Raw genomic sequence first — 14,405 nt, 5'->3', positions numbered from 1 at the left:
TCAAAATTCTGAAATTTATGCGTACTTCAAAATTTTTTATCTACAATTAGTATTTGAATAACATATATTAATGCTGTCTGATTTAGAGAATTGCCTAAATTTTCAGATACACAAAGTAATCCAAGAAGTTATTTCTTCTTTATCCACCTTTTTGCTGAATGAACTAACCCCAACTTCGTAGGCAAATCTTCAGGCAAAGAATAAACTCCAGTGCTAATCTTTCTCGCAAAGCCATAAGTTATCAAAGTGTCTATTAATTCCTTTACCCTAGATTCTCTTACATTATCTTTCAAAACGGTTGAAACGTAATCCCTTATTTCCTTTAAACGAGCCTTCTTCAAACTTCCTAAAGCTAAGATTATCCCTGCATATCTATTGGGAGAATTTGAAACTTTCAAAAAGTTAGTAAATTCTTTCGCCTCCTGTTTAGACGCTTCTCTTAAAATGAGTTTTAATTCAACTTTTGATCCATGTTTAACAGAATAAGAATAACTCCTTCCAAATAACGCTAACCATCCTGGGATACCATCAAAATACTTCAACGCTTTTTCTAATGTCTGATTATCAATTTTGACTTTCTCTTCCTCAAATCCCTTAAGCAAAAATTCTTTAGACTTTTCCCTTTCAAATTTATCTAATTCAATTCTGATAAAATTCCTTCCGTAAAAAGGTTTTTCCTCCTCAACTTGTTTCAGCACTTCTTCCATCATACCTACAATACTTCCAGAAACCACCACAGTAGTGTTATCACACCAATCAAAAATATCGTGAAGCAAAGAACCATAATTTATATTAACTTTTTTTATATTTTGAAATTCGTCAAAAAACAAAACCAGGATCCTTTTATTGTCCTTACTTAGTCTATCTAACTCTCTAATTATTTCATTAACATCATCACTTTTAAAATTTTTCAGATTTATCCCAATTTTTGCCCAATTAGTTTCTAAAATATCTTTCTCATCTATTCCTAACCTATTTCCAATTATTCTGGCAATTTTACCACAAAAGTATAATTTTTAATTAAATCTGTAACTCCTTCTAAAAACAACCTACTAAAATCCTCAACCGAATAATTTTTTCCATTAAGTCTTCCTAAATTTATGCTAAGAGGAATTATATTATCTTTCAAATCGTTAAAAGATACTCTAACTAGACTGGTTTTTCCTATCCTTCTTACACCTACTACAGAAGCAAAATCCTTATGAAGAATCACGTCCTCTAACAGAGATAACTCCTTCTCCCTATCAAAAAGATCCTTCCTCTCTGTTTTAGGTCTTAGGTCAAAGAGAATTTTCCGCCACCGGAAAATTTATGCTTATCTGCTTTGCTACTTTATGCGTTCTTAGGTTATGCAGATAGCCTATTCTGAAAATTGGATTCCTCTCTAAATCAGACTGTCGTAGATCAGCGTTAAGTAATAAAACACTACATAAATTAATATGCAGAACAAGATTTTTACTCTAAGCTTTCTGAATAAGGACTGTCAAATACTATTTGACAGATATACGTAAGACTGTCAAATGGCGTTTGACAGCTTTTTAAACCCCCACATGGAAGTAGAAGAAATAAGAAGAATTAACTTTAGAAGAATACAAAGCAGAAAAATGAAAGAGGTTCAACATGATTTACAGTGATAATACTTAATGCTGGCCAGAAAGGACTAGAAAATCTATCTTTTCTTTGAATAAAGAGAATTTAAGAGAAGACTTTGATAATTTTATAATCTAAGACAAATGAACTAAAATAATAGTATATGTATTAGTTGAATACTTTACGCAGATTCAACGATTGTCTGATTAAGAGAAGAACTTCAATTTTCAGATACACAAACTAAATACAGATTAAACAGAAGAATTCTTCAATTTTACGATCATAAGATTAGATTGTGGATAATCTGAAAATTAAGATTATTCTCTTTATTAGAATCATTCATAGAATTATCGTCTAGTTTTCAAATGATACACACACTATCATAAGATTTCCACATTAGTGAATCTAAGTTAAGAAAAAACTCACATAAAATTAAGTACAGTCTTCACTTAGCTTTTTTATTCTATCCTTTCATCTAATTTTATGAAAGGTCTTTTATTAGCTGGTGGCTTAGGCACGAGATTAAGACCATTAACATATACTGGAAACAAACACACAATACCTATAGCGAATAAACCCATGATCCTTTACGCCTTTGACGACCTAGTCAAAGCAGGAATAAAAAACATAGGAGTAATTTTAGGCCCATTGAAAGAAGGAATAGAAAACATACTCAAAGATTATCCTGGAGTAAACATAACTTTCATAGATCAACCAGATCCTAAAGGATTAGCTCACGCAGTTATGACAGCCGAAGATTTTTTAGACGAACCATTCGTAATGCATCTAGGGGATAACCTCCTTAGAGACGGAATTTCAGACTTCGTCAAAGCTTTTAACGAAACTAACGCTGACGCAGTTATTGGCGTTACAGAAGTTAAAGATCCAAGACAGTACGGAGTAGTAGTGTTAGAAGGAGGAAAAGTAAAAAAACTAATTGAAAAACCTAAAGAACCTCCCTCTAACTTAGCTTTAGTAGGCGTTTACGTTTTTTCTCCAATCATTCACGAATACGTGAAAAAACTAAAGCCAAGTTGGAGAGGAGAATACGAAATAACAGACGCAATTCAATTAATGGTAAATGACGGTAAGAGAGTAGAAGTAGTTCACGTTAAAGGATGGTGGAAAGATACAGGAAAACCAGAAGATTTACTGGAAGCAAACCAACTTATTTTAGACGAAATCTCTCCTAACATTTCTGGGAAGGTAGACGGTAAAATTGAAGGCAGAGTAATTATAGGTGAAGGAACTGAAGTCAAAGATTCCAGAATCAGAGGACCAGTGATTATTGGTAAGAATTGTAAAATTTATCACGCTTACATTGGTCCTTATACTTCCATCGGAGATAACTGCGTCATAAACGAAGTAGAAATTGAAAATTCTATTATAATGAATAATGTTAAGATAGAAAACATAAGAGTTAGGATTTCTGATAACATTATCGGTAATAATGTAGAAATAAAAAGAAATGAAGAAATGCCTAAAACATTTCGCTTCATTTTAGGAGATAATTCCAAGATAGATTTAGTCTAAAAGGAAAGTGAAAAATAATAGAATGTTTTCTTCTCTCTTTCTTCCTTCTTTTTCCTTTTATAATAGATGACTTATAGTTAGTGTGTACTATTTGAATACTTTACGTTAGTTCTACTGCTGTCTAATTAGGAGAAGAACCTCAATTTCCATATACTCTGCGAACTAACTTATAGTGATAAATAGCCTATCTAAAGAATTTTACACTTACATGAAAATTAAGTAGGAAGTTAGCTCGCTTATGTTCAAATACTAGTAAAATTTTATTCAAATATATAAATAAAAAATTTCTTTTTTAATATTATTTCATATACTATTCAAGTAGTTTATAAGATCTGAAAATTAATGCAATTCTCTTAATCAGACTGTCGTAGAGTAAGCGTTAAGTAATCAAATACTATCCACACTACTATGCAAATAAAAATAGAGAGAAATAATTATATAGTATAGAAAGAAAAAAGAGATTTTATGGAAGAATGCTCGTATCAAACCGAAGGTCCGTTAAATAAAGAAGCTTGGATAGATTACATAAAGAATTGCTTTGTACCTATTTACGTTAATCTGAAAGCTCTTGATGAATTTGGAAATTATCTAGATAGAGAAACAAGTAGAAGCGTAACTCTAGATAAGATAAATCAAGATCTACTACCGTTCTTTATTGGAGGAATCAACGAAAAAGGAGAATACGTACCCAATAGTCTAGCTTCAATCATTAAGAAGTCGTATGGAATATATGTAGATCCAAAGGCACTTTCTAACTATTCAAAAATTAATGTTGACTTCTCTAAGATTCCTATTATGAAGGAGAATTATCCTATTCTAAAAAATTTTAAAGATCTTGAATATAATCTGGAAACATTATTTCGAACTTTAAAAATAACTATACCTTCAGTAGATGAAATTACAAATATTGAGCAATTTAGAACTGCTATTCAAGATCTAGAGAATAGTATGATTCAAATTTTACCAATGTATAATTATTATTCTTTTGTTATAACGAGTACAAGACATATACTAGGACCAATGTTAGAGTCACAATATCCAGAAATATATAATGATAAGTCTCTTCAAGATTTCTTAGGGATGGAAAAAATACCACTTTCTCCGCCTGGAAACAACCTATCTTTAGATTCAAGATTTTCATTATTTATTCATGGAAAAAATAGAATAGCAGACATGATATTTCGAATAATCTATCTCTCTGTAGTTAGAAATAAACAAGTAATTAACGATCTTGAAACATTTATAAATTCATTTTTAAATACTGAGTTTTTTGACCTAGATAAGACAATGTTTAAAAGTATAATTAGCTATGATATTACTGTTTCAAATAATTTATCAGTAAGAGTTATAATAGGTAATCGATATTATTATAATAAAGTTAGAATAGGTAGTCAATATTGTTATGATAATTGGTATTATCATAAGGAGTATAATATTACGGAACTCTTAAAAGATAAGAACTTGAATCTTATATTATTTTTAAATCCTTCTCTAAACATATCTGTACATCAATCACATGAATATATTTCAATAGAATCTAATTATCCCTTATTGTTGAAATTCCAAGACTCAGGAGTTAGTATTGGATCAGAAGTTAGTATTTCAGATATACTAGGGTGAAGAAAGATGAAAGAAAAAACTAATGAAGAAAACTATGAACAGGATTATGAAAATGAAGAAAATATTGAGGAAAATGAAAATAAAAAAGAAAAATCTAAAATAAATAAAAAGAAGGAAAATACTCCTAGTTTATCTCCCAATGTACAAAACACTAATTACAGTTCTATACCAGAACATAAACAAGACACTAATTACAATTCAATATCAGAAAATGAACAAAATGCAAAAACTTCAATGCCAGAAAGTAATAGAAGCGTTGAAATAAAGATTGAAAAAGAAGCTAATAAAATTCAAGAATTATCAATTATTCCGATTAAAAAATTTAGACCAGCTTTTATTTCTCCTCGTCATTTATCTATCCAAATAGATTCTACTATATTTAAAATAAATAAAGCTGAGATCAAACCAAATTCTAGATTAAAGTTAAGTTTTCTCACACCTCCAAAAATTCCAATCTCAGTAGATTCAACCATACACTTTAAACCATCTAATAATGAGTCCTCTAATAACATAATAAAAATAAATCTTCAAAAGCCTAATTTTATTTTGCCTCCAACACTTTCTGCGTATATAGATGGAGATATTTTAATCCCAGAATTCTCCAAAAACATTCGTCCAACCAATCCTCAAACATCTTCTATTCTAGCCAACAATACTTCTAATCTTGAATCAGCCCCTATATCTAATTCCAATAATCCAGATATAGATGAAACAGATTTAGAATTTATAGATAAATTAAATGACATCCTAAATAGCATATCAAGTAGAGGTCCAACCGTAATAGTATACGATGAATACAAAGCTGGTATAGAATATTCCTTGGCTAGAATTGCAGTTGAAATCGCAGAGATAAAATCGCGTCAATTTAATTCCAAGCTAATTTCCTCGGGCTTAAGTCCAACCGATTCAAATTTAATTAAATTAAAAGAAATAGCTGATGGAATATTCATATTAGACAGAGAATTATGTGAGGAAATAAAAAACACTAAGGATAACCCTGTGGATAATTTATTAAATATAGCATTTACATCACTAATAGGAGATAAGCTTACTATAATAATAATGCCAAAATGCATATATGAAAAATATCAACTTAAAATAGCGCAAAAGCCAGCTAAAATAATTTTTGAAAAATTCACTAAAGCGGATATACAAACTCTAGCATACTTAGCATCAGGTCTAACTTCTGTTTCCAATTTATCATATGGTAGTTTACCAGACGTAAACGGATATTACATTTCAATTTTAGAAAAAAGTTGGAAATGGTTAAGAGAAAAGTATAGTTATCTAGATATTCCAAGCAATGAAGAAAGCGAAGAAAGTGATACTCACAGACAATTGAAAGCAGTAACTATTAAGCATTTAGTAGAAAATAAAAAGATCGATCCTAACTCAATACAAGTAGAAGAAGAAAGAGGAGGAGGACTAATACCAGATATTTACGTATCTACTACGAATGAAATATATGACGCTAAAACTTCCTACGGAAAATTGCCTGCAGACGAATTATACGAATTACAAAAGAAGTATTCTACAATATCTCCAAATATTTTTGCAGTTATGAGACCTTTACCAGGATTACTTGACTTCAAAGCGATAAGAGGAAAAATTAAGTCAGCTAAGGAAAAAGGAATTAACTTATCGGTATTAATACCAGTTGAAGAGAATAATAAGGTGGAGCTGGTAGACTTGTTTACCTTTATAAAGAAAGGAAAAAAGTATTATGAAAATCTAAGAAAAATAGCTAGTAGAAACTCCGAAGAAAAGTATCAATAGTGAGGATTTTCGTCTAAAAACAGCTGGTATTTCAATACATACTAATATTAAGTTAACTCAAGCTCGTTCTAACTAAATGAAAAAGAAGAGAAAAGCTTTTTAGCAGAAAAGTTTAAATGAAAAATGAGGAGCGGGGTCATAGCGTCAGACTCCAAGCCCTTCATCATGATCAGAGCGTTGTCGTTCATCATACGCTCACCCGCTCCCCTTAAATCTAAGATTTTTTGTATAAAAAAATCTTTTTATGACATTCATAGTATTACTAAAACTAATAGCTTATAATACAAATGCTGACAGAAAACTTAGCCAAAAGTACAAATGCGTCAGTACTTAATTTCTTTATATTAATAGACAAATTTCCATTCTTATCAGTTCATCAGATATCACTTTATTAAGTGTAACTGATAATAGACTACTATTCTTTCAGAAATTATCTGGATTTACCTTCATTATCTATAGTAACTGAGTTTATTAATACAGTTAGATTGAAATCTAAAAATTATAAAATATAATTAGTATGTACTATTTGAATACTTTACGTTATTTCTACTACTGATTCTGATTGAGAGAAGAATTTAATTTCCATATACACAAACTACAATTCAGTAATAAATAGCCTACATAAAGAATTCCACAATTACATGAAAATTAGGTAGGAAGTTAGTTCGCTTATGTTCAAACGCTAGTAAAATTCATTCAAATATATAAATAAAAAATTCCTTTTTAATATATTTCATATGCTATGTATGTATAAAAATAGAGAGAAATGATTATATACTATAAAAGCTAAAAAATTTTATGGAGGAATGTTCGTACCAAACTAAAGGTCAATTAAATAAAGAAGCTTGGATAGGTTACATTAAGAATTGCATTGTACCTCTTTATGTTAATCTGAAGGCTGTTGACAATTTTGGAAATTATTTGATGAGAGAAGTAAGTAACGTCGTAGATCTAGGCAAGATAGACCAAAATCTTCTACCATTCTTTGCTGGAGGAATTAACGAAAAAGGAGAGTATATACAAGGTAGTTTAGCTAAACTCATTAAAGGTTTATACGGAATTTACGTAGATCCAAAAGCGTATTTAAACTTTGCACAAGGTTTAAATTACTCTAAAGTTGGCATACAGAAAATAGATACAACTACTGCTATCAGTATTATACATTCTCTCGTAAATGATTTAGAAGCATTATTTACAAAGTTAGGATTAGTTATACCTTCGGTAGAAGACATCACAAATGCAGAACAGTTTAAGAACATTATTCAAAATTTAGAAAATAATATGATTTCAATTTTACCAATATATAATTATTATTCTTTCGTCATAACGACTACAAGGCATGTATTAGGAACAATGTTGGAGGTACAATATCCTGAAATTTTTAATGATGAATCTCTTCAAAAGTTCCTAGGATTAGAAAAAATTCCGATTTATCCACAGGAAAAAAACTCGAGTATATACATTCATAAGCAAAACGAAACTGCTGACATATTATTTAGAACAATTTGGTACTCAATAGTTCCCCAACTACAAGTTAAAATTAATTATATAGATTTTATGAATAGTATCTTAAAGAGTAATAACCTAGTAGTAGGCGAACTAGAAGATTCAAGATTCAAAAAAATTGAAATTAAAGGCCAAGATGCACATGTGTTAATTAGCAGATATCCAGATAATGAAATTAACTTCGTTTTTTATGAAAAAAATTATGATATAGGAAGTCTTTTCAAGGACAATAAAGTTAACATTATCTTGTTCTTAGATCCATCTCTAACTATACAAACTACATCTGAGAATGAAGTGTTCAAATTTATAGGAGAAAAATCTCTATGGGAAAGATTCGATACAGGATCAGAGATTAGTCCTTCTAAGATATTATCACAACCTTAGGTGAGAAATATGGAAGAAAAAGAAGATAACCAAAGAGAATACGAAGAAAACATAGAAGAAAATACAGAAGAAGAAAATCCTAATGAAAGTAAGAGGAAAAAGGAAAATGATAATACAAGTGCTCATAATAATATAAATCAAAATATATCAAGCAATAAACAAAATCCAGAAACCTCTAACGTTACTAACGAGAGTAAAAAAGAAACTGAAGTATTTGAACCTATAAGAATCATTTATCCACAATTCAGTCTTAAACCAAAATCTCAAGAACTGATACAATCATCTGTCTTAACAATCAAAAAGCAAAGTATAAAAATTAACAAAATTGAAAAATTAGTACATGAACTAAAATTCAGTCAACCACCGAAAGTATTAATCCCCTTAGATTTATCTTACATTAATTCTCCTAAAAATCAAGAATCAGATGAAATAAATTTAAAAATTCTAAAATTGGCCTTCATTAAACCCCATCCTTTGTCAATTCAAATACATTCTTCCTTACCAAAAATTGAAAAGAATCTCAATAGTTTCCAAGAAAAATTAGTGGTTAATCCGTATTTCATCCAACCGCAGAAAATTCCATTATATATAAACAGCGAAGTTTCAACCCCAAAATTATCTCAACCAAAACTAAAAGAAACTGAAGAACCTAAAACTAATTCTTCAAGTTCAAACCCAGGTAATTCAGATGGTATGACAGAAGAAGAACCTGAATTTATAGTTAAACTAGGAGAATTCCTAAGTAGTGTATCATCTGATGGACCTAACATAATAGTATATGATGAGAATAAAATTGACATTGAGGATTCTCTATCCAAAATAGCAGTAGATATGGCAAGAATTATAAGTGGTAAGGAGTTTTCTCCAAAATTAATCTCATTAAGCACTGATAAAATTAACTCAACTTTATCTAAATTAAAAGATATAGGAGAAGGCATATTCGTGTTAGACCATGAATTATGTGAAAAAATAGGTAAATCTTATGATAATTTATATACTCTATTTGATTTAGATAGTATATTTGATATTGTAAATACAGCAATAATAGGAGATAAGTTTAGTATTATAATTATTCCAAATTGCTTATATAATATATATCAACTCAAAATAGGATTAAAACCATCAACAATAATTAAAGAAAAATTTACTAAAGAAGAAATACAAACTATAGCATACTTAGCTTCCGGCTTAGTATCTATTTTGGATGGTTACGATAGTTTATCAAACATCAGACTCAAGTATGAGGAAATATTGAACGAAAGTTGGAAATGGCTACATCAAGAGAAATATATTAAACTAGACGTGCCCAGTAATCAAGATCCAGATGAAAATGAATCATTATTACACAGAAAATTAAAAGCAGTAACTATTAGGCATTTAATAGAAAATAGAAAAATCAAACCAGAGTCAATAAAAGTAGAACAAATAATGGAAAAAACAGACTTAAGACCAGATATTTACGTGACTGACACAAATGAAATATATGACGCTAAAACTTCCTACGGAAAATTGCCAGTAGACGAATTATATGAATTAGAAAAGTATCATCATACATCTGAAAATTCACCAGCTCAAAACCCACCTTCAAACATTTTTGCAGTTATGAGACCTTTACCAGCATTACTTGATTTTAAAGCAATAAAAGCAAGAATTAAATCGTATAAGGAAGAAGGAATTAACTTATCAGTATTAATACCAGTTAAAGAGAATGATAAGGTAGAGTTAATAGACTTATTCACGTTTATAAAGAAAGGAAAACAGTATTATGAAAAACTAAAGAAAAATAATTAATAAAAATCTTTTAGAAAAATATTAGTTGAGTAAATATTCTTAGAAATCAACAGCCTAACACTTAATGCTGATCTAATATTAAGTGTACAGAAAAAGTCAGATTAAGTTCCATTCTGATTAAGAAGAGAGAAAAATCTTTTAGCAGAAAAGTTTAAATAAAAAAGGGAGCGGGACTATAGCGTCAGTTGCAAGCGGTTCATTATAATCAGAGTCTTGGGATTCATCATACGCTCATCCGCTCCCCTTAAACTTAGATTAATTTGCATATAAATCATTTCTATATTTTCTTTAGTATTACCATAAATAAAATTTTGAAGTTTGTAATTCAAATTAACATAACTTTATTTCAAATAATATAGATATCACTGTATTAATATTGATAAATTAGATATAAGAACTCCAGTACTTTTTGCTTTTTGCATTTAGTTTTATATTTGTTAAGACTTTTAATATTTTGAATTTTTATAGAATTAAATTCTATTTTTGTGACTATATTGAGCACTACTAAAAGAAATATTTAAAACTAATTAATTGCTAGAATAATTATGGATGACATAATTAATGCAATTAAAGCTTTTGCATGTATGAGTGTTGAAAGAGCTCTAGCTTCTTTCGCATTTATTGAGTCTTTCTATGACTATACAAATGTTAGAGATACTCTACAATATTATGGAGTACCAAATATTGAAATAGATCAAGTATTTCAAGAACTAGAGAAGTTACGTGACCCAATAACAAATTATCTAAGTCAACGAAATTATATTGACGGAAAGAAACAGCTTGAAAGTGTAATATACGATTGTATAGGCAATAATAAGGTTGATAGCTTAGAACCTCTTTACCATAAATTATTAAATATGATATCCCTCTATATTGTAGAGAAAAACGCATTTAATAACGGCATTATTGATTCATATGACACAGCAGACTTTGTATCCACAATGTTATCATCTAAAGTAAATCCTGAAGATTTAGAAAGAGTACTAGTAAAGTCACTTCTAGCTGTAAAAAATCACCATAGTAGTAGGAAACATTATTATGCTCATATGCATTTAATATTAACGGATAATAATAAAACTACAATTCAGAAATTAGCTAATGAGGTTCAAAGTGAGTTACCTGACTATAAATATGTGCACGATATATTAGAGACGTTAAATTCATCTAAACCTTACAGCATAGCAGCACTAATGTATACAATAGATACTTACTATAATTATAAAAGACATAATTCTACATTTTATAAAGCAGCATATGGTCTCGATAATTTCTCCGTTTTTAATAGTCTAAGTATAAGTAAAATAGTATATAATGGCCAAATAAATCCCTTACTAGTAAACCACGTATCAAAAGCATTTGATGAAATATCAAGAGTTCAAAGTGATGCAATGATTAATAAATATTTTAAAGACGTATTTGGAAAATTAGGATATAACATAGAATTTGTAAAATGTGAATCCTATTATTGCAAATATTTAGCCTCTAAGATGGATTCATTAATATACATTTATACAATTCCTTTTGCCTTAAATATACCACCAGTTAATGAGACCAATGTCATGTTCGCAGTTCGTTGTGGGTCTAATTTGGAATATAACGCGTTATTATCAAGTTTACAGTACAGTGGAATACCATCAAATACTTTAGCTGATGCATTATGGATTGCTATTGATGACTATAGTAGCAATAACGTGAAAATTACGATATTAAATGCTAAAGCTGATTGGCAAATGAACATAGCAAATTTACTTAGAAATCAAACTAACAATTATTAGATAGTTAATACCTAATAAGAAGAAGATAAGAAAAATTAGAACTTAATTACAGGTTAAGAAGGAGATTAGTTACAGTAATAGTAAATTGAAATAAAATCTATATTATCATTTTAATTTTAGATTTTCCTATTTAATAATTGAACGAAAACTTCCTTTCTAATCATAGTAAATTCCTGTAACTTGTATAATTGAGTATACTCATGTCATAAAACGACAAAGTATAGCTAGATAATCTGATAATCATAACTACATAAAGTTCACCAGAAAATTTAGGAAAATGAGGGAGAAGGCAGAGTGTCAGCCTCCAGGTCGTTCTTTCATAGTTAGCCTTTTCATCAGATGCTTACTATCCTTCATTGCACATCATTTATTATGTGAGAAAATCTTTTTTAACAGAAAATTCTCAAGGAAAATAGGGAGTGAGTAGAGCCCCAATTTCCAAGCCTTTTACGACAGTCTGGGGTTTACCAGACGCTCACTCCCTAAAAATTTGAATTTTATTTGAAAATAGCTTATCTTCACCCTAAAAACTCTTTTTTCTCATTTAATAAAATAATTTTATAATCAAATAGAATACTCGATAAATCTATGCTATAACTGTTTTTCTAAAAAATAAAAATTATTTTTACTTTAAATATAGAAGGAACTTATTACTCTTCTTCGTGATGATGTTTATGTTCATGCTCGTGTCTTTCTTCGTGATGATGCTCTTCATGTTCATGATGTCTATGTTCTTCTTCATGTTCTTCGTGTTCATGGTGATGTCCTTCGTGGTGTTCCTTTTTTCTTTTCTCTTCATCTTCTGGCATATTATATCGGTCTATATTAACTCTTATAATTTATAAATCTTTTTATTTTCAAAGACTTTAAAAATACTTTTCTATAAATAAATTATAAAAACTAGCTATTGAAAATGACAAATAGTACTATCTAAAAAGGAAAAATTAGGTGAAAAAGACTATAAAGCTCTCATTATATAAATTTAATTAGTTGTTTGAAAAGTTTCTTTTCTATACTAGTTTGTGGAGTATTGAAAATTGAGGTAATTCTCTCGAATAGAGCAATTCGTAGAATTAGAGTACGTAGAATTAGCGTAAAGTATTCAAATGATACACTAGATTATTTCTGAATTTTCATTTTCCTCAATCTCTTTCTTAAGAGTTTTTAAAGCATCCTCAATTTTTAAAGGCTTATTCTCCAGCATCATAGCTTTCTCCACATTTAAAGAAGAATTCATAGGCCTCTTTGCAATCCAATTCATCTCAGAGGAACTAGCAGGCGAAATTAAACCCTCATCCAGATTAAAAGTCCTGGCTAATAAAACAGAAAAATCATACCTACTCAAAGGAGAAGCACCAGCCAAATGAATAATTCCTTTAACTTTCTTCTCAACGCATTCCTTAAGCATTAAAGCAAAATTCGTATTTAACGTAGGAGAAGTAACCTGATCAGAAACAATCCTAACTTTCTCACCATTCTTCAACTTCCTCAATAACCAAAGAGCAAAATTATCCTTACCACTGGCAGGATTACTACCATAAGGAGTACTAGTCCTTACAATAAGATAATTACTAGAAAACCTCATAACCTCCTTCTCACCTTCAAACTTAGTTAAACCATAAACATTAATAGGAGAAGCCTCATCATCCTCCCTGTAATTACCCCTCTTACCGTCAAAAACATAATCCGTAGAAATGTAAACCAGGTAAGCATTAATCCTCTCTGCAACCTTAGAAATCTCCCTAGTAACATCAACATTCAAAAGCCTAGCCAAACCAGGATCCTTCTCACACTTATCAACATCAGTCAAAGCAGCAGCATGGATAATAACGTCTGGAGATAGATCCTCAATAGCCTTTATATTCAAAGAAGAAAGATCCAAAGACAAATAACGAGAAGTCTCAGGCTTACTCTTATAATAAACACCTACTACATCATCATCAAAAACTTTGACGAGCTTCTTGCCTAAAAGTCCACCAGCACCAGTAACCAGAATCATAAGAATAATAAGAAATCAGAAAAAAATAGTTAACTAACAGTTAGAAGCAAGAAAAATCATTTGATACAAGAATCTTAAAATAAGAAAAGGTTATGTGACGAAATAGAAATTAGACTTATAGAAGACTTAATAAGAGATTCTTTGTATTTTTTTCCTAGTTTGTGGAATATCTGAGAATTAAGGTTATTCTCTTTATTAGAACCATAGAATTATCGTTTAGTTTCCAGTTACACATTATTTTTCTTTGTTTTAATAGATATTTTTGACTTCCTTTTATTAGATAAAACAATTTCCATTACCTAATTAACAACTTTTCAATAATTTTCCTGTTGAGGCTTCTTATAGGAGATTAAGGGTTTCTTGTCTTTACTAGGAGTTGAGTTTTTAGCTCGCTTTTGTTTTACTATCGTTTTTGCGTTCTTTAAGGGTAC

At 29.5% G+C, this 14,405-nt stretch carries 10 protein-coding genes; 6 read left to right on the top strand and 4 right to left on the bottom strand.

What is annotated here, in order from left to right; genetic code table 11:
- Positions 1 to 128 precede the first annotated feature (128 nt).
- Both B6F84_RS13690 and B6F84_RS13685 read right to left on the bottom strand, forming a co-directional pair.
- Complete coding sequence (locus tag B6F84_RS13690) at positions 129 to 914, bottom strand: AAA family ATPase (RefSeq protein ID WP_257788620.1); 786 nt, start codon at positions 912 to 914, stop codon at positions 129 to 131.
- A 68-nt stretch (positions 915 to 982) separates the two neighbouring features.
- Positions 983 to 1,213, bottom strand: a complete 231-nt coding sequence (locus B6F84_RS13685; protein ID WP_148692758.1) for a hypothetical protein — start codon at positions 1,211 to 1,213, stop codon at positions 983 to 985.
- 860 nt (positions 1,214 to 2,073) lie between these two features.
- Between B6F84_RS13685 and B6F84_RS13680 the strand changes: the two genes are divergently transcribed.
- From B6F84_RS13680 to B6F84_RS13655, 6 genes are all read left to right on the top strand, one after another.
- Positions 2,074 to 3,123 (top strand): glucose-1-phosphate thymidylyltransferase, encoded by a 1,050-nt coding sequence (locus tag B6F84_RS13680; protein ID WP_148692757.1) that lies wholly within the window; start codon positions 2,074 to 2,076, stop codon positions 3,121 to 3,123.
- Between the two features lie 465 nt (positions 3,124 to 3,588).
- Entirely contained in the window at positions 3,589 to 4,743 is a 1,155-nt protein-coding gene (locus B6F84_RS13675; RefSeq protein WP_148692756.1) for a hypothetical protein, read from the top strand.
- Between the two features lie 6 nt (positions 4,744 to 4,749).
- Positions 4,750 to 6,519 carry a hypothetical protein gene (locus B6F84_RS13670; protein ID WP_148692755.1) on the top strand — a complete coding sequence of 590 codons (1,770 nt, stop codon included), beginning with the start codon at positions 4,750 to 4,752 and terminating at the stop codon, positions 6,517 to 6,519.
- 798 nt (positions 6,520 to 7,317) lie between these two features.
- Positions 7,318 to 8,409 (top strand): hypothetical protein, encoded by a 1,092-nt coding sequence (locus B6F84_RS13665; protein WP_148692754.1) that lies wholly within the window; start codon positions 7,318 to 7,320, stop codon positions 8,407 to 8,409.
- Positions 8,410 to 8,418: 9 nt separating this feature from the next.
- On the top strand, positions 8,419 to 10,200 hold the full coding sequence (locus tag B6F84_RS13660) for a hypothetical protein (protein ID WP_148692753.1): 1,782 nt from the start codon (positions 8,419 to 8,421) through the stop codon (positions 10,198 to 10,200).
- A 545-nt stretch (positions 10,201 to 10,745) separates the two neighbouring features.
- Positions 10,746 to 11,975: a hypothetical protein gene (locus B6F84_RS13655; protein WP_148692752.1), complete on the top strand. Its 1,230-nt coding sequence runs from the start codon at positions 10,746 to 10,748 to the stop codon at positions 11,973 to 11,975.
- Positions 11,976 to 12,625: 650 nt separating this feature from the next.
- Here the strand turns inward: B6F84_RS13655 and B6F84_RS13965 are convergent.
- Positions 12,626 to 12,784, bottom strand: a complete 159-nt coding sequence (locus B6F84_RS13965) for a hypothetical protein (RefSeq protein WP_187152712.1) — start codon at positions 12,782 to 12,784, stop codon at positions 12,626 to 12,628.
- Between the two features lie 305 nt (positions 12,785 to 13,089).
- Complete coding sequence (rfbD, locus tag B6F84_RS13650; RefSeq protein WP_148692751.1) at positions 13,090 to 13,974, bottom strand: dTDP-4-dehydrorhamnose reductase; 885 nt, start codon at positions 13,972 to 13,974, stop codon at positions 13,090 to 13,092.
- Positions 13,975 to 14,405: the final 431 nt, after the last annotated feature.

It is taken from the genome of Acidianus manzaensis, from assembly GCF_002116695.1.
Classification (GTDB): domain Archaea; phylum Thermoproteota; class Thermoprotei_A; order Sulfolobales; family Sulfolobaceae; genus Acidianus; species Acidianus manzaensis.
The sequence above is the reverse complement of the archived record's forward strand: the minus strand, read 5'-3'. Positions and strand labels throughout refer to the sequence as shown.

Coding starts and splice junctions, on each gene's coding strand:
- B6F84_RS13680 (WP_148692757.1), top strand. CDS start 2,074: ATGAAAGGTCTTTTATTAGCTGGTGGCTTAGGCACGAGATTAAGACCA.
- B6F84_RS13675 (WP_148692756.1), top strand. CDS start 3,589: ATGGAAGAATGCTCGTATCAAACCGAAGGTCCGTTAAATAAAGAAGCT.
- B6F84_RS13670 (WP_148692755.1), top strand. CDS start 4,750: ATGAAAGAAAAAACTAATGAAGAAAACTATGAACAGGATTATGAAAAT.
- B6F84_RS13665 (WP_148692754.1), top strand. CDS start 7,318: ATGGAGGAATGTTCGTACCAAACTAAAGGTCAATTAAATAAAGAAGCT.
- B6F84_RS13660 (WP_148692753.1), top strand. CDS start 8,419: ATGGAAGAAAAAGAAGATAACCAAAGAGAATACGAAGAAAACATAGAA.
- B6F84_RS13655 (WP_148692752.1), top strand. CDS start 10,746: ATGGATGACATAATTAATGCAATTAAAGCTTTTGCATGTATGAGTGTT.
- B6F84_RS13965 (WP_187152712.1), bottom strand. CDS start 12,784: ATGCCAGAAGATGAAGAGAAAAGAAAAAAGGAACACCACGAAGGACAT.
- rfbD (WP_148692751.1), bottom strand. CDS start 13,974: ATGATTCTGGTTACTGGTGCTGGTGGACTTTTAGGCAAGAAGCTCGTC.